Origin of the sequence: Pseudomonas nitroreducens (genome assembly GCF_024170165.1) — a bacterium.
Lineage (GTDB): Bacteria > Pseudomonadota > Gammaproteobacteria > Pseudomonadales > Pseudomonadaceae > Pseudomonas > Pseudomonas nitroreducens_C.
In genome coordinates this window covers 95,951-114,883 of sequence record NZ_JALJXP010000006.1, presented here as the reverse complement: position 1 = coordinate 114,883, position 18,933 = coordinate 95,951, and the positions used below count along the sequence as shown (strand labels likewise).

Here is an 18,933-nt window from a genome sequence, read left to right as displayed (position 1 = left end):
ATCGTCCCCTTACACCGCGACGGCGACGCGGCCGCTTTCCAGCAGCAGCACTTCGATCACCGCGCGCTGGATCTCCTGCGGCAGGCCCGGGTACAGCGGCAGGCAGAGGATGCGCTGGCTCAGCTCGCGGGACAGCACTTGCGGCACCTGCGGGGCGAGGTAATCGAGGGTATCCAGCGACGGGTAGAAGTAGCGCCGCGGGTTGACCCCGATCTCGTTCAGCGCGCTGCGCACGCGCAGCACCTGGGCTTCGTCGCGCAGGCCGATGGGGTAGTAGCTGTTGTTCAGCCGCGCGTAGCTCTCGCTGGCCTGCAGGTCGTAATAGCCACTGAGCGCTGCGGTGTAGCGGGCGGCGATCTCCTCGCGCTGGGCGAGGATGCTGTCGATCTCGTCGAGCACGCACAGGCCCATGGCGGCGGAGAACTCGTTGAGCTTGGCGTTGATCCCCAGACCGACGATCTGGTCGACGCCGGCGATGCCGAAGTTGCACATCAGGCGGATCTGCTTCGCCAGCTCGTCATCGGAGGTGACGATGGCGCCGCCCTCGATGGTGTGGAACAGCTTGGTGGCGTGGAAACTGAGGGTGGTGGCGTCACCCCAGGCCAGCACCGAACGGTCGCGGTAGCGCGAACCGAAGGCATGGGCGCCGTCGTAGATCACTTTCAACTGGTTGCGCTGGGCCACCGCCTGAATCTCCTCCACCGCACAGGGATTACCGAACACGTGGGTGGCGACGATGGCGGTGGTATCCGGCGCAAGGCTGGCTTCGATGCGCGCAGGGTCGAGGTTCCAGGTCCGCGGGTCGATGTCGGCGAAGCGCGGGCGGATGCTCTCCCACTGCAGCGTGCTGCTGGTGGCAACGAAGCTGAAGGGGGTGGTCACGGCACTGCCGGTCACGCCCAGGGCCCGGTAGGCCACTTGCAGGGCGATGGTGCCGTTGTTGGTCAGGATCACATGGCGAACGCCGAAGTAGTCCTGCAGGCGTTCTTCCAGTTCCGTGACGAAGGGGCCGTGGTTGGTGATCCAGCCGGAGGCATAGATCTGTTCCACATAGGCCTTGAACTTGTCCAGGTTGCCCAGGTAGGTCTTGGTCACATTGATCACGGTCGCATCCCTCAGTTGGATGGAAAGTCCGTTAGCTGTCGAGCCGGCGCGCGCCGCTCAACCCAGTGCCGACAGCGCGAAGGGCGCGTCGTCGATGCCGGTGTGGCGGTGGTCTTGAGAAGCTTGCTCGGCCTGCGTTGCGCGGCTGGCCAGGTGCTCCTGCAGGGCCTCGATGACCCGGCCGCTGGCGTCGTTGTGGAACTGCCAGACGCCGTAGATGCGGCTGTCGAAGGAGCGCTCGCTGCCCAGCATCGGGTTGGCCGCCAGGCCAGACCCCAGGCCGAAGCTGTAGAGGCCGGGAATCGGCCGGCCGGTGTGGTCGCGCAGGCAGCCGGCGGCGTCGGAGTCCAGCCCACCCTTGCTCTCGCGCACCTGCAGGGGCTCGCCGTTGGCGCGGCGCAAGGCCGGCAGGCACGGCTGGTAGCCGATGGCCTGGACGAACACACCGTCGTCGCTGCAGCACTGTTCCAGCCGCTCGCGCACGGCGGGTGAGCGATCTTCCAGGCACAGCAGCTCCACCTTCACCCGGGTGCCGCTGACCACACCGCGGGAGAGCACGTCGGTGCCGACCTGGTGGGCGCGGTAGCGCAGGCCACCGGAGCGGTTGACCCGACCGGACACCGGGCAGACGTCCATGCCCTCGTCCACCCCGTAGCCGGCTGCGCGAGCCTCATCGACGCTCTCGAAGAACAGCCGGATCGGCGCGCGGTGCAACAGGGTGATCTGTTCCAGGCCCAGGCAGTCCAGGGCACAGGCAAGGTTGTCGAGGATCGAGAAGGCGCTGTGGGAACCACCGACCACGGTGAAGCGGGTCCCCGGGGACACCCGGTCGCCGAACAGCTCCACCAGCTCGGCGGCGTTCAGGCTCAGCAGCGCGTCGGAGGAGTACACCGTGGGACCGCCATGGGAGAGGTGCAGGTCCTGCTCGGCCAGGCTCCAGTTCAGGTACTCGCGGTTCTGCCGGCCGCCCAGGTTCATCACCAGCGCGCCTGCGTCGATCTGCAGGGTGTGGGAGCCACTGCGCAGCGCCAGCTGGAAGCTGCCGTCGTCCAGTGCGGTGATCTTTTCGATGCGTGTACCCAGTGCCACTTCGACACCCAGGTGCTCGGTGACATAGCGCATGAACAACGTCGAGGCATGCGCCAGCAGCTCGCCCACCTGGGTGAGCAGCGGCGCGCCATGGGGATCGTTCTGCAGGGCGCGGAACGCCTGGGAATGCGCCAGCGGCGCAAAGATCGGCAACAACGCCGGATCGCGCAGGCAGTCGAGGAACACATCGCCCACCGAGTTGGCGGTGATGTGGTAATCCCCCAACCGGCCACGGCCAACCGCCAAGGCAGCATCCACAACGAGCAGGCCATCGCGGGCGAGACTCGCCAGCGCGCCGGTCTTGTAGGCGTTGAACAGGAAGCCCATGCCTGCCGGGCCGGCGCCGCCGACCACACAGGCATAGTTGGAACGAAGCGATTGCTCGGCCATCAGCCTTGACTCCCTGCGCGGCGGAGCGCGCGGCTCTCGTGAGGCCGGCGCTGTCGGCCGGCAGGGTGGCGGCGTTCGCGCCGGAATTCCGTCACTCGCGGCGCAGCCGCCGTCGCTCGGGCCTTCCTCGGGAAGGTCGCGGGAGTCAGTTCGGAATGGACGGCGAACGCCGGCAGAAGAACTTCGGCATGCAGTCGAAGTTGCTGTTTCAAGAATGAAACGAGGGCTGTCTGGCACGGCTGTATTTCAGGTGCAAGTTCATTCTTGTTACACCCTGAAGAACGGACATAACAAAATTTCGAACTAACGAAAGCAGCTCGACTGAACTTTTTATTAACGCCTCGGGGAATGGCGTCAAACTCCCGCAGTTTCACCGACGAAACACTTCCCGCCCGGGAAGCGTCGCTCTTTTTGCTTGTTTCAACGACGCGATAAGTGCCGTCGCTTTCCATTGTTTCAGCGGCCATCGTCACTCACTCCAGTCCAGGAGGTGCTCTACGCCGGGCCAAATTGAAAATCCGAAGACAAGGCTACCGCCCGAGTTCGAATGACCCGATTCGATTAACGACAATCAACTGTTCGTCCCTGGAGTGGCCGTTACTATTCGCTGGGCAAAGCTACCGCCCCTCGGCCAAGTTCCGAAAATCTGGAAAAACAAAAAGCAAAAATCTATCGCGCTTCCGCAGCGAGAGGCTGGCGAAAGTTGTCAGGCAGCGATAGGAAAATGACAGGAAGAAGAGGTGGCAGAATCTTCCATGACCTTACTGCTCGTGCGACTGCTCCCTGAGGTGTCTCATCCGGACACCACACGATATTGCTATGTGGATAGTAATAGTGGGGGGGATGAAGGCATGTCAACGTAGGAAGCATTCCTACGCCGGGATTCCGACAGAAGGCAAATCACACTTAATAAGTCATTGATTTTTAAAGCGCCATAAAGCCGACACAGGCATTTTGACAGCAGAAACATACAGCCCCGAATCTGCGAGAAAGGGATTAATCAGAAAGTAGTAATGTTTCCGCCGCGGACAGGCTGGAGTGTTTCATCCCTGAACAATGCGATCCTTGCCGGTGCGTTTCGCCTGATACAGCGCCGCATCGGAACGGCTGTAGAGCGCGGAAAGATTCTGGTCATCAGGCTGTAGCAGAGTCAGCCCCTGGCTGATGGTGACGCTGAAGAAATGCTCGGCCTCGTTGAAGCGCAGACGCTGCACTTCCCGCTGCAGACGCTCGCCGATCTGCCGCGCCATGTTCTCGTCGCAACCGGGCAGCAGCACGGCGAACTCCTCGCCGCCAATACGGCCGAACAGGTCACCGCGACGCAGCGCACCGGCCCCGCTCTGGGCGATGCGCTGCAGGACCACGTCACCGACCTGGTGGCCATAGACGTCGTTGATCTTCTTGAAGTCGTCCACGTCCAGCAGCAGGAACGCCAGCGGCGTGGAGGTCGCCTTGCAGTCGCGGAAGGCCTGTTCGGCGCTGTCGAAGAAGTAGCGACGGTTGCTGCTCTGGGTCAGCACGTCGGTGGTGGCCAGGCGGTGCAGCTCGGTTTCCAGGTGCTTCTTGTCGGTGATGTCCTCGGCGATGCCGACGATCATCAGCGGCAGGCCGGCGTCGCTGTGCTGGCTGACGAAGCATTTGTCGCTGAGCCAGCGCACCTCGCCGTCGGCGCGCAGAATGCGGTATTCGCGCTGCTCGATGGCGCCGCGTTCCAGCACCTCCTGCAGGGTGCTCTGGGCGTAGTCCAGGTCATCGGGATAGATGCAGTTGCGCCACTCGTTGTAGTCCGCCAGCAGCAGTGCGGCGGAGCGCCCGAAGATGCGCTCGTACGCCGGGCTGACATAGACCATGCGCTGGGCCTGCCAGTCGAAGGCCCAGAGCACCGAGTTGACGCTGGCCAGCAGCGCGCTGAAGAGTTGTTCGCGCTCCTTCAGGCGAGTCACTTCGGCGCGGCTGTGCAGCAGCGCCAACAGGGCCTCTTCCTGATCCATCGGCATTTTGTTCTGTTCATCCATGTATCGGTTTCCTCCCGCTCATTGACCGGGGCTATGACCGCAAACTACGCCAGGCTGCTGCAAAATAAACGAAAAGCCCGCCGAACGGCGGGCTTTTCTGAGACGCATCTCTCAACGTCCTAGGACGATTCCGTCAATCAGACGGCAGGGCGCAGGGAGTAGGTCTTCAGCTGCTCGGCGAACTCGCGCAGGGACTGGATGCCGCTGGCTTCCGCCTCGTGCACCCACTGCTTGATCGCGGCGAGCATGTCGTGGCCGTTGGCACTGGTTTTCACCCAGATCTGCTGCAGGGCCAGACGCTTCTCGTAGATCACCTGCAGGGACTGGCTCTGCGCGAGCAGATCCTGGATGCGCGCATGGTGGCGATCCTCCAGCAGGCTGGTCTCACGCGACAGCAGGCGCTTGGCGCGACGGAACAGATGGCGCACCGACTCGTCGGCCTTGGCCAGCTCCTGCTTCACCAGGGGGCCGATCACCAGCTTGCGGTACTGCGCCATAATCTGGAAACGGTTGTTGAGGATGGCCATGGCGGTGTCCATGTCCAAGTTGCCCTTGCCTTCCACACGGTGGGCAATCGGCGCCACGCGGGCGACCTTGGCCAGGCGCAGGAAGCTGAACACCTGAATCCAGGCCCAGCCCAGGTCGAACTCCCACTTCTTCACCGACAGCTTCGCCGAGTTCGGGTAGGTGTGGTGGTTGTTGTGCAGTTCCTCACCGCCAATCAGGATGCCCCAGGGCACCAGATTGGTGGCGGCATCGCGGCACTCGAAGTTGCGGTAGCCGACGGCATGCCCCAGGCCGTTGATGACGCCGGCGGCCCACACGGGGATCCACATCATCTGCACGGCCCACACGGTCATGCCGAGCACGCCGAACAGGGCGAGGTCGATGATCGCCATCAGCACCACGCCGCCGATGGGGAAGCGCGAATAGACGTTGCGCTCGATCCAGTCTTCCGGGCAGTTCTTGCCGTAGATTCGCAGGGTGTCGGCGTTCTCCGCCTCCTTGCGATACAGCTCGGCGCCGGTGCGCAGCACGGTGCCCAGGCCTTTGTACACCGGGCTGTGCGGGTCTTCGGCGGTTTCGCACTTGGCGTGGTGCTTGCGGTGGATGGCGGTCCATTCGCGGGTGTTCATGGCCGTGGTCAGCCACAGCCAGAAGCGGAAGAAATGCTTCAGCGCCGGATGCAGTTCGAGTGCCCGGTGCGCGGAGTAGCGATGCAGGTAGACCGTGACACCGACGATGGTGATATGGGTCAGGACCAGGGTGACTGCCACCAGTTGCCACGGCGACAGGTCAAGGAAACCGTTGTACCACATAGGCGATACTGTACCTCGGAAGGGGGTATGGCCAAGCCCTGCTGGGCGTGCCGTACCGGGAAAAGACAGCCGCATTATCACCAAGCAGGTCCGGATTACCATCCGGTCTTTTAGATACGAATGTGGCCACGTGGCCATCATTTATACTGCACAGCCAATAAATCCAACCCACTACCGCATGAATCCACGCCTCAGCGCCCTGCGCATCAGTCTCCTGTACCTGGTCGCCGCCGCCCTCTGGGTCTGGCTGGGTGACCAATGGTTACAAAATATCCTGCTCGACCCTGCCGCGCTGGAGCGGGCACTGGAGCTGAAGAAGTACGGATTCCTCGCGGTCACCTCCCTCGTCCTGTTCTTCGTGCTCTGGCGGCATTTTCGCCAGCAGGACGCCGCCTACGCCGAGCTGGCCGACAACGAGCAGCGCCTGAGCCGCGCCTTCGCGATCGTCGAGGACGGCATCTGGGACTGGGACCTGGAAACCCAGCGCATTCATTATTCCCCCGGTTACGCCAACCTCATCGGCCTGCCGCTGGAGCGCCTGAGCGACGACCTGCTGCTCTGGGAAAACCGCCTGCACCCGGAAGACCGCGCACGCGTCCTGGCCCTGCATCAGGACTGCCTCCAGGGCCTGCACTCGCGCCTGGAGTGCGTCTATCGCATCCGCCACAGCGACGACACCTACCGCTGGGTTCGCAGCAGCGGCCGCCTGACCCGCGGGGAGGACGGCCGCCCGCTGCGCCTGACCGGCGTCAACCGCGATATCACCCACCAGCGCAACAACGAAGACCACCTGCGCCAGGCTGCCGCGGTATTCGAGGCGACCCAGGAAGGCCTGCTGGTGACCGACGCGCGCGGCGTGATCGTGCACACCAACCCGTCGTTCTCGCGCATCACCGGCTACAGCGCCGAAGACGTGCTCGGCGGCCAGCCGTCGCTGCTCAAGTCCGGCCGCCAGGACGATGCCTTCTACCGGCAGATGTGGACCGCCCTGCACGATCACGACGTGTGGAGCGGCGAAATCTGGAACCGCCGCAAGAGCGGCGAGGTGTACCCGCAATGGCAGCACATCCGTGCCGTGCGCAATGAAGAAGGCGAACTGACCCACTACGTCGCAGTGTTCTCCGACCTCAGCAGCCTCAAGCGCTCGCAGCACGAGCTGGACTTCCTCGCCCACCACGACCCGCTTACCGGGCTGCCCAACCGCCTGCTGCTGCGCGAGCGCATCGAGCAGGCCCTGGCCCGCGCCGAGCGCGAACAGGGCGCTGGCGCGCTGCTGAGCATCGACCTCGACCATTTCAAGCACATCAATGACAGCCTCGGCCACACCATCGGCGACCTGCTGATCCGTGCAGTGGCCGAGCGCCTGGCAAACTGCCTGGACGAACGCTGCTGCCTGGCGCGCCTGGGCGGCGACGAATTCGCCGTGGTCCTCGAAAGCCAGCAGCCGCACCACGCCAGCAGCCTCGCCCAGCGTCTGCTGGAAGCGATGAAGGCGCCATTCGAGGTCAACGGGCAGATCATCTATATGTCGGTGAGCCTGGGTGTCAGCCTGTTTCCCGAGGATGCGCGCAACGTCGACCACCTGCTGCAGCACGCCGACGCCGCGCTGTTCCGGGCCAAGGCCAGCGGGCGCAACCTGTATGCCTTCTATACCCCCGAGCTGACGGCCCGCGCGCGCTCCCACGTGCAGGTGGAATCGGCACTGCGCCACGCGCTGGACCACGACGAGCTGCGCCTGTACTTCCAGCCGGTGCATGACCTGGCCAGCGGCCGCATGGTCGGTGTCGAGTCGCTGGTGCGCTGGCAGCATCCGAGCCAGGGGCTGATCCCGCCCAGCGAGTTCATCCCGGTGGCGGAGGAAAGCGGTCTGATCACCGCCATCGATGCCTGGGTGCTGGATCAGGCCTGCCGGCAGATGCGCCGGTGGCTGGATGCCGGAGCCGGCCTGGACTTCATCGCGGTCAACGTCTCCAGCCGGCTGTTCGGCCGCGGCGGCCTGGAAGAACGCGTCGCCCTGGCCCTGGAGCAGAGCGGCCTGGAGCCGCATCACCTGGAGCTGGAGGTCACCGAAAGTGCGGTGATGGAAAACTTCGACCAGGCCCTGGAGCTGCTCTGCCAGCTGCGCCTGCTGGGCGTGCACCTGGCCATCGACGACTTCGGCACCGGCTACTCCTCGCTGATGCGCCTCAAGCGCATGCCGGTGCACAAACTGAAGATCGACCAGGGCTTCGTCGCCGGCCTGCCGGACGAATCCGATGACGCGGCCATCGCCTGTGCGGTAATCGCCCTGGGCCAGAGCATGGGCCTGCAGGTGGTCGCCGAGGGCATCGAGCGGCCCGACCAGGCCGCCTTCCTCCTCACCCACGCCTGCGATTTCGGCCAGGGCTACTGGTACGGCGCACCGCAGCCGGCCAGCGAGTTGCTGGCCCAGTTGCCGCGCGACCCCGCATGAAATCGCGCTAAAAACTTTCGGATATATAAAAATTCTTAAACAGTATTTTTAAGAATATCCAGCTCCTGCCTAAGATGCGCTCACACCGCACGCGCCGTCGATGAAACGGCCGGTGGTAAACCCACTAGGAGCAGATACCCATGAGCGCAACCCTCCGTAGCCTGGACGGCCAGGACGAAGCCAACATCCTGCGCGAAGTGCAGAGCGCCCTGCGTGGCCTGCGTTTCGGCGCCGTCGAGATCACCGTGCACAACGGCCAGGTCGTACAGATCGAGCGCAAGGAAAAATTCCGCCTGCAGCAGAGCCCCGGCAAACCCGCCTGAGCCTGCGCCGCCCGGCAGAAAGAGCCGCGAACACGACTGGACCACCGGAGCGTCGCCATGACCGCCCTGCCCCACCGGTACTGCAGCAGCCAGCCACGAATGCGTGGCTGAGATCGCCCCCCGAAAGACCCTGCCAAACAAACATAAAGAACTGCATTTTTTTCAGGAGCTGCACATGTCCATCCGCCGTTTCGCCCTGGCCGCACTGGCCAGCGCATTGATCGCAGGCCCCGTCTCCGCCGCGACCCAACTGCTCAACGTTTCCTACGACCCGACCCGCGAGCTGTACCAGGCCTACAACGCCGCCTTCATCAAGCACTGGAAGGCCCAGGGCGGCGACGACCTGACCGTGCAGCAATCCCACGGTGGTTCGGGCAAACAGGCCCGCGCCGTGATCGACGGCCTGAAGGCCGACGTGGTGACCCTGGCCCTGGCCGGCGACATCGACGAACTGAACAAGCTGGGCAAGCTGCTGCCCGCCGACTGGCAGGCGCGCCTGCCCGACAACAGCACTCCCTATACCTCGACCATCGTGTTCCTGGTGCGCAAGGGCAACCCCAAGAGCATCAAGGACTGGGCCGACCTGACCCAGCAGGGCGTGGAAGTCATCACCCCGAACCCGAAGACCTCCGGCGGCGCCCGCTGGAACTTCCTGGCCGCCTGGGCCTGGGCGAAGAAGGAATACGGCAGCGACGCGAAAGCCCAGGAATACGTGCAGAACCTGTACAAGCACGTGCCGGTTCTGGACACTGGCGCCCGCGGTTCGACCATCACCTTCGTCAACAACAACATTGGCGACGTGCTGCTGGCCTGGGAGAACGAAGCCTTCCTGGCCAAGAAGGAACAGGGCGGCGAGAACTTCGAGATCGTCGTGCCGTCGGTGTCCATCCTCGCCGAGCCGCCGGTGGCCGTGGTCGACAAGACCGTCGACAAGAAAGGCACCCGCAAGGTCGCCGAGGAATACCTGAAGTACCTGTACAGCGAAGAAGGCCAGCGCATCGCCGCGCAGAACTTCTACCGCCCGCGTAATGCCAAGGTCGCTGCCGAGTTCGCCAACCAGTTCCCGAAACTCAATCTGGTGACCATCGACAAGGACTTCGGCGGCTGGAAAGAAGCCCAGCCCAAGTTCTTCAACGACGGCGGCATCTTCGACAAGATCTACCAGGCGCAGTGATGCGCCACCCGCCCGGCCTCGCGCCGGGCGGCCCGATCCACGCGGGCCGGTGCACAGCCCGCGTGGAAGGAAAACCCCCGCCCCATGGCGGGGGCTAAACGCGTTCAAGAGAAAGGACAGACAATGTCGCGACGCATCTCCCCGGTCATACCCGGCTTCGGGCTGACTCTGGGCTACACCCTGGTGTATCTCAGCCTGTTGGTGCTGATTCCGCTGGGGGCCATGTTCCTCAAGACGACCCAGCTCTCCTGGGATCAGTTCTGGACCATCATCACCGCGCCGCGGGTCATCGCCGCGCTCAAGCTGAGCTTCGGTACCGCGCTGATCGCCGCCCTGATCAACGGCGTGATCGGTACCCTGCTGGCCTGGGTGCTGGTGCGCTACCGCTTCCCGGGGCGCAAGATCATCGACGCGATGATCGACCTGCCCTTCGCCCTGCCCACCGCCGTCGCCGGTATTGCGCTCACCGCGCTGTACGCGCCCAACGGCCTGGTCGGCCGCTTCGCCACCGAGATCGGCCTGAAGATCGCCTACACCCCGCTGGGCATTACCCTGGCACTGACCTTCGTGGTCCTGCCCTTCGTGGTGCGCACGGTGCAGCCGGTACTGGCGGACATCCCGCGTGAAGTGGAAGAGGCCGCCGCCTGCCTGGGCGCCAAGCCGCTGCAGGTGTTCCGCCACGTGCTGCTGCCGGCGCTGCTGCCAGCCTGGCTGACCGGCTTCGCCCTGGCCTTCGCCCGCGGCGTCGGCGAGTACGGCTCGGTGATCTTCATCGCCGGCAACATGCCGATGAAGACCGAGATCCTGCCGCTGCTGATCATGGTCAAGCTGGACCAGTACGACTACACCGGCGCCACCGCCATCGGCGTGCTGATGCTGGTCGTCGCCTTCGTCCTGCTGCTGCTGATAAACCTGCTGCAACGCCGCATCGAAACGCCCTGAGGAGCGCGCCATGAGTACCGCAAGCCTTTCCGCCGCGGCCGCTGCCAACGCTGCTCGCCGGGGTAATGTCTGGGGCCGCCGTGCCCTGATCGCACTGGCCTGGCTGGCCTTCGCCCTGTTCCTGTTGCTGCCGCTGTTCGTCGTACTGAGTGAAGCGCTGAAGCAGGGCTTCGGCACCTTCTTCGAAGCCATCCTGGAACCCGACGCGCTGGCCGCGCTGAAGCTGACGCTGATCGCCGTGGGCATCTCGGTGCCGCTGAACCTGGTGTTCGGCGTCGCCGCCGCCTGGTGCGTGACCAAGTTCGAGTTCCCCGGCAAGAGCATCCTGGTGACCCTGATCGACCTGCCGTTCTCGGTCTCGCCAGTGATCGCCGGCCTGATCTACGTACTGCTGTTCGGCGCCCAGGGCTACTTCGGCGAGTGGTTGTCGGACCACGACATCCAGATCGTCTTCGCCGTGCCCGGCATCGTCCTGGCCACCCTCTTCGTCACCTTCCCCTTCGTCGCCCGCGAACTGATCCCGCTGATGCAGGAACAGGGCACCCAGGAGGAAGAGGCCGCGCGCCTGCTCGGTGCCAACGGCTGGCAGATGTTCTGGCACGTGACCCTGCCGAACATCAAATGGGGCCTGATCTACGGCGTGGTGCTGTGCACCGCGCGGGCCATGGGCGAGTTCGGCGCGGTGTCGGTGGTCTCCGGGCACATCCGCGGCGTCACCAACACCCTGCCGCTGCACGTCGAAATCCTCTACAACGAATACAACCACGTCGCCGCTTTCAGCGTCGCCACCCTGCTGCTGCTGATGGCCCTGGTCATCCTGCTGCTCAAGCAGTGGAGCGAGTCGCGCCTGTCCCGCACCAAAGTCAAAGCTGACGATGAATAAGTGAGAGCCACGCCATGAGCATCGAGATCCGTAACGTCAGCAAGAACTTCAACGCCTTCAAGGCGCTGAACGACATCAACCTCGACATCCACAGCGGCGAGCTGGTCGCCCTGCTCGGTCCGTCCGGCTGCGGCAAGACCACCCTGCTGCGGATCATCGCCGGCCTGGAAACCCCGGACGTGGGCAACATCGTGTTCCACGGCGAGGACGTCTCGCAGCACGACGTGCGCGATCGCAATGTCGGCTTCGTGTTCCAGCACTACGCGCTGTTCCGCCACATGACGGTGTTCGACAACGTCGCCTTCGGCCTGCGGATGAAGCCGAAGAAGGAGCGCCCGAGCGAGTCGCGCATCGCCGAGAAGGTCCACGAGCTGCTCAACATGGTGCAGCTGGACTGGCTCTCCGACCGCTACCCGGAGCAGCTCTCCGGCGGCCAGCGCCAGCGCATCGCCCTGGCCCGCGCCCTGGCGGTGGAGCCGAAGATCCTGCTGCTCGACGAACCCTTCGGCGCCCTCGACGCCAAGGTGCGCAAGGAGCTGCGCCGCTGGCTGGCGCGCCTGCACGAGGAGATCAACCTGACCTCCGTGTTCGTCACCCACGACCAGGAAGAAGCGATGGAAGTCGCCGACCGCATCGTGGTGATGAACAAGGGCGTGATCGAGCAGATCGGCTCCCCAGGCGAGGTCTACGAGAACCCGGCCAGCGACTTCGTCTACCACTTCCTCGGCGACTCCAACCGCCTGCACATCGGTGGTGACGAGCACGTGCTGTTCCGTCCGCACGAGGTCTCGCTGTCGCGCTCGGAAGTCGCCGAGCACCGCGCCGCCGAAGTCCGCGACATCCGCCCGCTGGGCGCGATCACCCGGGTGACCCTCAAGGTCGACGGCCAGGACGAGCTGATCGAGGCCGAAGTGGTCAAGGACCACGACAGCCTGACCGGCCTCGCCCGTGGCGAGACGCTGTACTTCAAGCCGAAGGCGTATCAGCCGGTGGCGAATATCTGATCGGGCAGTTTTCCGCCTCATGCTCCTGCGCGGGGGGCTTGCCCTCTCCCTAACCCTGAAGGGAGAGGGGACCGTTCGGAGTGCGATGGTTCCACAGAGTCCGCCGGACAAATTGGGGGCAGGGAGCAGTATTCTCTCAGCCGGCACGGATAGCGCCCTCTCTCTTCAGGGAGAGGGCTGGGGAGAGGGGCCGCGCTTTCCCCTGACCGCCAAACCCTCGTATCCTGCCGACCCTGATTTCAACAAGGCCCGGCCATGTTCGACGCCCTCCCCCAGCACCTCGAACTGATCATCCTCACCTTCCTCCTCGCCGGCCTGGTGAAGGGCGTGGTGGGGCTCGGCCTGCCCACGGTCGCCGTCGGCCTGCTCGGGCTGGTGATGCCGCCCATGCAAGCGGCCGCCATCCTGGTCGTCCCTTCCACCGTGACCAATATCTGGCAACTCGCCGCCGGGCCGCGCTTCCTCGGGCTGCTCAAACGGCTGTGGGGCATGCTGGTCGGTATCGTCATCGGCACGCTGCTGGTGGGCTGGCTGCTGGCGGGGCGCAACTGGCCGGCGGCCACGCCGCTGCTCGGCGTGGCGCTGATTCTCTATGCGCTGCTGGGGCTATCGAACAAGCGCTTCAGCGTGGCGCCGAAACACGAGCGCTGGCTGTCGCCGCTGATCGGCATGATCACCGGCGGGGTTACCGCCGTGACTGGCGTCTTCGTGATTCCCGCTGTGCCCTTCCTGCAGGCCCTTGGACTGGAGAAGGACGACCTGGTGCAGGCGCTGGGCCTGTCCTTCACCGTCTCGACCCTGGCCCTGGCGATCACCCTCAGCCAGCACGGCTCGCTGCTGCAGGCCGACGTGCTCGGCCTGTCGCTGCTGGCGCTGCTGCCGGCACTGGCAGGCATGTACCTGGGCACCTGGCTGCGCTCGCGGATCAGCCCATTGGCGTTCCGCCGCTGCTTCTTCGGCGGGCTGCTATTGCTGGGCGCTGACCTCGCCATCCGCGGCCTCTGACCCGCGCCGCCCTGCTTTTCGTAGGAGCGAGCTTGCTCGCGAACAAACCCCGCAGCGAGGCCGGGTTCGCGAGCAATAACCAGGCGTCCCACTCGCTCCTACAGGTCACACTCGACCGTAGGGCGCATAACGCCTAAGGCGTTATCCGCCATCCCGGCGGATAACCCGTGTCGGGTTATGCGCCCTACGGGATAGCACCTCACTTCTCGTCGAGATGACGGAGCAAAAACTCCCGGCTCGATTCGATGATCGCCTTCTGCGTCTTCTCGCTGGCAACCATCCGCGCCACCACCAGCGCGCCAACGCACTGCGCCAGCAGCGCCCAGGCATCCTCCGGCGAGCCCAGCGCCTCGGCCCAGGCCTGCTGCAACTCCACCAGCGCATCCTCGGCGCTCTGCCGCACGGACTCATCGGCGCGGGCGATCTCCGCGCCCAGCGCCGGAATCGCACAACCGGCGCCAGCATCCTGCACGTGGGTGACGCTCAGGTAGCGCTTCAGGCCGCGCTCCAGGCGCGCGCGGTCGAGCACCTTGCCCTTGGCGGCGAGGCGCTCGACGCTCTGCTGCAGTTCGCGTTCGACGATGGCGGCGAACAGTTCGTCCTTGGAACCGAAGTGGTTGTAGAACGCCCCGCCGGACAAGCCCACCGCCTTCATCAACCCGTCCACGCCGCTGGTGGCGAAGCCGCCCTGCTTGGCGAGCGCGCCGCTGCTGTCGAGCAGGCGCTGGCGGGTTTCTTCCTTGTGGGTGGCTGAGTAGCGCATCGGGGCGACTCCGGTGAAGCGGTTGACGATGCTGCGCAGATTAACATAACGTTCGTTTACCTAACGACCGTTTACCCAATATCGCGCACTGCAGAGGAAACGAGCATGTCGAACAAGAAAGTCGTCCTGGTCATCGGCGCCGGCGATGCCACCGGCGGCGCCATCGCCCGTCGCTTCGCCCGTGAAGGCTACGTCGCCTGCGTCACCCGGCGCTCGGCGGACAAGCTGCAGCCGCTGGTGGAGCAGATCCGCGCCGAGGGCGGCGAGGCCCACGGTTTTGCCTCCGACGCACGCAAGGAAGAGGCGGTGGTCGAGCTGGTGGAAACCATCGAGCGCGACATCGGCCCCATCGAGGCCTTCGTCTTCAACATCGGCGCCAACGTGCCCTGCAGCATCCTCGACGAGACCGCACGCAAGTACTTCAAGATCTGGGAAATGGCCTGCTTCTCCGGCTTCCTCACCGGCCGCGAAGTGGCCAGGCGCATGGTCAAGCGCCAGCGCGGCACGATCCTCTTCACCGGCGCCACCGCCGGCCTGCGCGGCGCCTCGGGCTTCGCCGCCTTCGCCGGAGCCAAGCACGGCATCCGCGCACTGGCCCAGAGCATGGCCCGCGAGCTGGGACCGATGGGCCTGCACGTCGCCCACGTGGTGGTGGACGGCGCCATCGACACTGAATTCATCCGCGAGACCTTCCCCGAGCGCTACGCACTGAAGGACCAGGACGGCATCCTCGACCCCGAGCACATCGCCGACAGTTACTGGTACCTGCACTCCCAGCCGCGAGACGCCTGGACCTTCGAACTCGACCTGCGCCCGTGGATCGAGCGCTGGTAAAAATCAACAGACGACTAGCTGCGCGTCGGCCAGGCGTCGTTGGAATCCAGCAGGGGCTGCTCATTTACAAACGTAAACTCCGCGCCCCTGCTGGATTCCGCCTAGCCTGGCTCTAGCTCGCAAGGTCGTCTGTCGATTTTGCGAACCTACAAAAAAGAGAGAGCCACTCATGAGCAAGAGCGTCGAGTTCTACTTCGATTTCGGCAGCCCGACTTCCTACCTGGCCTACACCCAGCTGCCAGGCATCTGCGCCGAGGCCGGCGCCTCGCTGGTCTATCGCCCGGTGCTGCTGGGCGGCGTGTTCCAGGCCACCGGCAATGCCTCGCCCATCGCCATCCCGGCCAAGGGTCGCTACACCCTGATCGACATGACCCGCTTCGCCCGCCGTTATGGCGTGCCGCTGAAGATGAACCCGCATTTCCCGATCAATACCCTCACCCTGATGCGCGCCGCCACCGGCGTGCAGCTGCGTCAGCCGGAACGCTTCGAGGCGCTGCTGGCCTGCGTGTTCAAGGGTATGTGGGTCGACGCGCTGAACCTCGGCGACCCGGCAGTGCTCGGCCCGTTGCTGGCCGAAGCGGGCTTCGACCCGCAGGCGCTGCTGGCGCTGACCGCCGAGCAGGAAGTGAAGGACGCGCTGAAGGCCAACACCGAGGCGGCGATCAAACGCGGGATGTTCGGCGCGCCGACGATGTTCGTCGGCAACGAGATGTTCTTCGGCCAGGATCGCCTCGACTTCGTCCGCGAAGCCCTGGCGTAAAGCAGTTCGCATCCGACGAGCACGATCCTACAAGGCTTCATCTGCAAGGCCCGGTGTAAAGCGGTTCGCGAGCAAGAACTGGGCGCCCCCCTCGCTCCTACAAGTCAGCACCGGAGTGCTCTTCGTAGGAGCGAGCTTGCTCGCGAACATCACAGCGCCAGAATCTCCGACCGGCGCAGGCCGAAGAACTCAAGCTCCGCCAGCAGCAGGACCACCAGCGCCTGGCCGATGACGAAGGCGTAGCCCAGGGCGGTCGGCTGCACATAGCCGGTCACCAGCAGGGCGACGCTCTCCACCACCCACAGCGCATTCAGGGCGATCACCGCCCAGACGCCGGTGCGCGACAGGACGCTCTGGTTGCTCATCCAGTAAAGCACCAGCGCCAGCGGCAGGAGCACGATCCCGGCCACCAGCAACAGGACGAAGGGCAGGCCCAGCAGGGTGCCCAGCGGCTGCGCGGCGAGGGCCATCAACAGGCCCATGGCGCCGCCGGCGATGGCATCGACTTTCAGGGTCAGGCGAAGCAGCGGGGAGGATTGCAGCAGAGTCATGGCGAAGCTCCTTCAGGGGTCGCCACCGGTTGGCGGCGTGTGGCTGAAGAATCTGCCCGTGACGTAGGTGCGTCGATTACCTGCCAGGTAATGGCCGTTACCGGGCGGCAGGTCTATCGTTCGAGCCATGAACAGATCAGCCCACGAAAACCCGGCCCAACCGGTCGGCGCCCTGCTCCGCCAATGGCGCCAGCGCCGCCGGCTCAGCCAGCTCGACCTGGCCTGCGACGCGGAGATTTCCACGCGTCACCTGAGCTTCGTCGAAACCGGCCGCGCTCTGCCCAGCCGCGAGATGCTGCTGCACCTGGCCGAGCAGCTGGACATTCCCCTGCGCGAACGCAACCGCCTGCTCAGCGCCGCCGGCTACGCCCCGGTGTATTCGGAGAAGGGCCTGGACGACCCGGCGCTGACCGTGGCCCGGCAGGCCATCGACCAGCTGCTCAAGGCCCACGAGCCGAACCCGGCGATGGTGGTGGACCGCCACTGGAACCTGCTGGCGTCCAACCGCACGGTAGATATCTTCCTGCTCGGCGTCGATCCGGAACTGCTGCAGCCGCCGATCAACGTGCTGCGCATGAGCCTGCACCCCAAGGGGCTGGCGCCGCGCATCCTCAATCTGGGGCCGTGGAAGGCGCATGTAGTGGAGCGCCTGCAGCGCGACTTCGAGGCCAGCGGCGACCCCGCACTGGCGGCGCTGCGCGATGAAGTGGCGGCCTACCCGGCGCCACCCTGTGACGAGGCGGCCAGCGGCGACATGGTACTGATCCCGGTGCAGCTGCAGACCGAGCTGGGTGTGTGCAGCCTGATCGGCACCATCACGGTGTTCGGCACGCCAGTGGACGTGACGCTGTCGGAGCTGGCCCTGGAAACCTTCTTCCCGGCCGACCCCGACAGCGCGCGAATCCTGCGCCAGCTCAGCGGTACGGACTGACTCGAATCAGGCAGTCGCCTTCTTCTCGCGGATACAGGTGGGGCCGGCGCGCTCCTCCACGGCGTGGCGCACTTCATCGCGCAGGCCAAGCAGAAAAGCTGCTTCGGCGGCAACGAACAGCGGGCCGACGATCAGCCCCGTGAGGTCATCGACGAAGGCCGGCTTGCGTCCCTCGTAGTAGTGGCCGACGAACTGGATGATCCAGCCCACCACGAACAGGCCGATGCCCCAGGTGAGCCAGTAGGCGGTGCTGCCGGCGGCAAAGCCGGCGCCCAGCCACAGCGACAGCGCCAGCAGCGCGGTCATCAGCAGGCCGAAACGCAGGTCCAGGCGCAGGTAGAAGACCACCGAGGCCAGCGCCAGCAAAGTAGCGGGCGAGACCAGCAGGCCGGCCAGCTCGAAGCCGGGGCGCGACAGCAGGGTGGCGATAGCCAGCACGATCATCGGGATGCCGATGAAATGGCTGACGATATTCCGCCGGTCACGGTGGTAGGCGGCATATTGGGCAAGGTGGTCGACCAGAGTTTTCATTGTTGTTCTCCCGCAAGGTACTGGCATGATGGCGATCTGTGCCTTGCCACTCTGTCAGCTAGCCGACATTGCCCATGACCGACGCCAAGCCCTACCTCGCCTGCCTGCAAGATGGCCGCTGGTTCCAGACCCTCCCCGAGGGCCTGCGCCAGGCCCTGCGCGACGCCGCCGTGGTGCGTCGCCTGCCTGCCGGCCAGCGCCTGTTTGCCCGCGGCGACGCACCGTGTGGCCTGTACTGCGTGGTGGAAGGCGCGATGCGTGTCAGCGTGGTCGGCGAGACCGGCAAGGAAGCGCTGCTGGCGCTGGTGGAAGCGCCCAACTGGTTCGGCGAGATCTGCCTGTTCGACGGCCAGCCGCGCACCCACGACGCCTACGCCGAAGGTGCCACCGTGCTGCTGCAGGTGCCCGTGGCACCGCTGCAGGCCCTGCTCGCGCAGCACCCGGAATACTGGCGCGACTTCGCCCTGCTGATGAGCCACAAGCTGCGCATCACCTTCGCCGTGCTGGAGGAGCTGTCGCTGCTGCCGGCCGCGCCGCGCCTGGCCCGGCGCCTGCTGATGATCGCCGAAGGCTACGGCGAGTCGGCCACCGCCAAGCGCGAACTGCACCTGCCACAGGAGCAGCTGGCGGCCATGCTGTCGCTGTCGCGGCAGACCACCAACCAGATCCTCAAGGAGCTGGAAGCCCAGGGCATCGTGCGCCTGAGCTATGGCGGCATCGAGATACTGGACCGCGAACGCCTGCGCCAGGCGGCCCACGCCTGACGCCCGGCGAAAGCCTCTAGAACAAAAGCCAGACGACTCTCGACAAGCTTCGATGGTCGCGCACGCTACCGCCCCGCTCTAATGCCCCCGCCGCCGCGC

At 65.3% G+C, this 18,933-nt stretch carries 18 protein-coding genes; 11 read left to right on the top strand and 7 right to left on the bottom strand.

The genetic code is table 11. From position 1 onward, the window contains the following. Positions 1-9: 9 nt before the first annotated feature. The 4 genes from J2T47_RS13840 to desA all read right to left on the bottom strand — a co-directional run bounded on the left by J2T47_RS13840 (position 10) and on the right by desA (position 5,917). Entirely contained in the window at positions 10-1,104 is a 1,095-nt protein-coding gene (locus J2T47_RS13840) for a DegT/DnrJ/EryC1/StrS family aminotransferase (protein ID WP_253447572.1), read from the bottom strand. 57 nt (positions 1,105-1,161) lie between these two features. Then, complete coding sequence (locus J2T47_RS13835; RefSeq protein WP_253447569.1) at positions 1,162-2,583, bottom strand: hypothetical protein; 1,422 nt, start codon at positions 2,581-2,583, stop codon at positions 1,162-1,164. Positions 2,584-3,626: 1,043 nt separating this feature from the next. Then, the gene (locus J2T47_RS13830) at positions 3,627-4,598 is read right to left on the bottom strand and encodes a GGDEF domain-containing protein (RefSeq protein ID WP_253447566.1); all 972 of its coding nucleotides are present in this window, start codon (positions 4,596-4,598) and stop codon (positions 3,627-3,629) included. A gap of 137 nt (positions 4,599-4,735) precedes the next feature. Beyond that, complete coding sequence (desA, locus tag J2T47_RS13825) at positions 4,736-5,917, bottom strand: delta-9 fatty acid desaturase DesA (RefSeq protein ID WP_253447563.1); 1,182 nt, start codon at positions 5,915-5,917, stop codon at positions 4,736-4,738. Positions 5,918-6,095: 178 nt separating this feature from the next. Here desA and J2T47_RS13820 point away from each other — a divergent pair, with 178 nt between their 5' ends. The 7 genes from J2T47_RS13820 (at position 6,096) to J2T47_RS13790 (ending at position 13,700) form a co-directional block, all read left to right on the top strand. After that, positions 6,096-8,369 carry a putative bifunctional diguanylate cyclase/phosphodiesterase gene (locus J2T47_RS13820; protein WP_253447560.1) on the top strand — a complete coding sequence of 758 codons (2,274 nt, stop codon included), beginning with the start codon at positions 6,096-6,098 and terminating at the stop codon, positions 8,367-8,369. A gap of 140 nt (positions 8,370-8,509) precedes the next feature. After that, positions 8,510-8,692 carry a sulfur starvation response protein OscA gene (gene oscA, locus J2T47_RS13815; RefSeq protein ID WP_017520779.1) on the top strand — a complete coding sequence of 61 codons (183 nt, stop codon included), beginning with the start codon at positions 8,510-8,512 and terminating at the stop codon, positions 8,690-8,692. A gap of 175 nt (positions 8,693-8,867) precedes the next feature. Then, complete coding sequence (locus tag J2T47_RS13810; RefSeq protein WP_253447557.1) at positions 8,868-9,866, top strand: sulfate ABC transporter substrate-binding protein; 999 nt, start codon at positions 8,868-8,870, stop codon at positions 9,864-9,866. Between the two features lie 123 nt (positions 9,867-9,989). After that, complete coding sequence (gene cysT, locus J2T47_RS13805) at positions 9,990-10,808, top strand: sulfate ABC transporter permease subunit CysT (protein ID WP_017520777.1); 819 nt, start codon at positions 9,990-9,992, stop codon at positions 10,806-10,808. Positions 10,809-10,818: 10 nt separating this feature from the next. After that, a complete protein-coding gene (cysW, locus tag J2T47_RS13800; protein ID WP_045215472.1) occupies positions 10,819-11,691 on the top strand; it encodes a sulfate ABC transporter permease subunit CysW in 873 nt (290 codons plus the stop codon). Positions 11,692-11,705: 14 nt separating this feature from the next. Continuing rightward, complete coding sequence (locus J2T47_RS13795) at positions 11,706-12,695, top strand: sulfate/molybdate ABC transporter ATP-binding protein (protein WP_253447554.1); 990 nt, start codon at positions 11,706-11,708, stop codon at positions 12,693-12,695. Positions 12,696-12,950: 255 nt separating this feature from the next. Continuing rightward, positions 12,951-13,700, top strand: coding sequence for a sulfite exporter TauE/SafE family protein (locus J2T47_RS13790; RefSeq protein WP_253447551.1), 750 nt, complete (start codon positions 12,951-12,953; stop codon positions 13,698-13,700). A 199-nt stretch (positions 13,701-13,899) separates the two neighbouring features. Here the strand turns inward: J2T47_RS13790 and J2T47_RS13785 are convergent, their stop codons facing one another. Beyond that, a complete protein-coding gene (locus J2T47_RS13785; RefSeq protein WP_253447548.1) occupies positions 13,900-14,463 on the bottom strand; it encodes a TetR/AcrR family transcriptional regulator in 564 nt (187 codons plus the stop codon). A 105-nt stretch (positions 14,464-14,568) separates the two neighbouring features. Between J2T47_RS13785 and J2T47_RS13780 the strand changes: the two genes are divergently transcribed. Further along, positions 14,569-15,297 carry an SDR family oxidoreductase gene (locus J2T47_RS13780; RefSeq protein WP_253447545.1) on the top strand — a complete coding sequence of 243 codons (729 nt, stop codon included), beginning with the start codon at positions 14,569-14,571 and terminating at the stop codon, positions 15,295-15,297. 169 nt (positions 15,298-15,466) lie between these two features. Continuing rightward, positions 15,467-16,057: a 2-hydroxychromene-2-carboxylate isomerase gene (locus tag J2T47_RS13775; protein WP_253447542.1), complete on the top strand. Its 591-nt coding sequence runs from the start codon at positions 15,467-15,469 to the stop codon at positions 16,055-16,057. 149 nt (positions 16,058-16,206) lie between these two features. Here the strand turns inward: J2T47_RS13775 and J2T47_RS13770 are convergent, their stop codons facing one another. Further along, positions 16,207-16,608: a hypothetical protein gene (locus J2T47_RS13770; RefSeq protein ID WP_253447539.1), complete on the bottom strand. Its 402-nt coding sequence runs from the start codon at positions 16,606-16,608 to the stop codon at positions 16,207-16,209. A 127-nt stretch (positions 16,609-16,735) separates the two neighbouring features. On the opposite strand from J2T47_RS13770, the gene J2T47_RS13765 reads away from it, so the two are divergent. Continuing rightward, a complete protein-coding gene (locus J2T47_RS13765) occupies positions 16,736-17,539 on the top strand; it encodes an MmyB family transcriptional regulator (protein WP_253447536.1) in 804 nt (267 codons plus the stop codon). Between the two features lie 6 nt (positions 17,540-17,545). Here J2T47_RS13765 and J2T47_RS13760 read toward each other — a convergent pair whose 3' ends face one another. Beyond that, positions 17,546-18,070 carry a DUF962 domain-containing protein gene (locus J2T47_RS13760; RefSeq protein ID WP_253447533.1) on the bottom strand — a complete coding sequence of 175 codons (525 nt, stop codon included), beginning with the start codon at positions 18,068-18,070 and terminating at the stop codon, positions 17,546-17,548. Positions 18,071-18,144: 74 nt separating this feature from the next. Between J2T47_RS13760 and J2T47_RS13755 the strand changes: the two genes are divergently transcribed. Then, on the top strand, positions 18,145-18,834 hold the full coding sequence (locus tag J2T47_RS13755; protein WP_253447530.1) for a Crp/Fnr family transcriptional regulator: 690 nt from the start codon (positions 18,145-18,147) through the stop codon (positions 18,832-18,834). Positions 18,835-18,933: the final 99 nt, after the last annotated feature.

Excerpts from the sequence above, each read along its gene's own strand:
- oscA (WP_017520779.1), top strand. The coding sequence starts at position 8,510 with ATGAGCGCAACCCTCCGTAGCCTGGACGGCCAGGACGAAGCCAACATC.
- J2T47_RS13835 (WP_253447569.1), bottom strand. The coding sequence starts at position 2,583 with ATGGCCGAGCAATCGCTTCGTTCCAACTATGCCTGTGTGGTCGGCGGC.
- J2T47_RS13820 (WP_253447560.1), top strand. The coding sequence starts at position 6,096 with ATGAATCCACGCCTCAGCGCCCTGCGCATCAGTCTCCTGTACCTGGTC.
- J2T47_RS13795 (WP_253447554.1), top strand. The coding sequence starts at position 11,706 with ATGAGCATCGAGATCCGTAACGTCAGCAAGAACTTCAACGCCTTCAAG.
- J2T47_RS13830 (WP_253447566.1), bottom strand. The coding sequence starts at position 4,598 with ATGGATGAACAGAACAAAATGCCGATGGATCAGGAAGAGGCCCTGTTG.
- cysT (WP_017520777.1), top strand. The coding sequence starts at position 9,990 with ATGTCGCGACGCATCTCCCCGGTCATACCCGGCTTCGGGCTGACTCTG.
- cysW (WP_045215472.1), top strand. The coding sequence starts at position 10,819 with ATGAGTACCGCAAGCCTTTCCGCCGCGGCCGCTGCCAACGCTGCTCGC.
- J2T47_RS13790 (WP_253447551.1), top strand. The coding sequence starts at position 12,951 with ATGTTCGACGCCCTCCCCCAGCACCTCGAACTGATCATCCTCACCTTC.
- desA (WP_253447563.1), bottom strand. The coding sequence starts at position 5,917 with ATGTGGTACAACGGTTTCCTTGACCTGTCGCCGTGGCAACTGGTGGCA.
- J2T47_RS13780 (WP_253447545.1), top strand. The coding sequence starts at position 14,569 with ATGTCGAACAAGAAAGTCGTCCTGGTCATCGGCGCCGGCGATGCCACC.
- J2T47_RS13810 (WP_253447557.1), top strand. The coding sequence starts at position 8,868 with ATGTCCATCCGCCGTTTCGCCCTGGCCGCACTGGCCAGCGCATTGATC.
- J2T47_RS13760 (WP_253447533.1), bottom strand. The coding sequence starts at position 18,070 with ATGAAAACTCTGGTCGACCACCTTGCCCAATATGCCGCCTACCACCGT.
- J2T47_RS13755 (WP_253447530.1), top strand. The coding sequence starts at position 18,145 with ATGACCGACGCCAAGCCCTACCTCGCCTGCCTGCAAGATGGCCGCTGG.
- J2T47_RS13785 (WP_253447548.1), bottom strand. The coding sequence starts at position 14,463 with ATGCGCTACTCAGCCACCCACAAGGAAGAAACCCGCCAGCGCCTGCTC.
- J2T47_RS13775 (WP_253447542.1), top strand. The coding sequence starts at position 15,467 with ATGAGCAAGAGCGTCGAGTTCTACTTCGATTTCGGCAGCCCGACTTCC.
- J2T47_RS13765 (WP_253447536.1), top strand. The coding sequence starts at position 16,736 with ATGAACAGATCAGCCCACGAAAACCCGGCCCAACCGGTCGGCGCCCTG.
- J2T47_RS13770 (WP_253447539.1), bottom strand. The coding sequence starts at position 16,608 with ATGACTCTGCTGCAATCCTCCCCGCTGCTTCGCCTGACCCTGAAAGTC.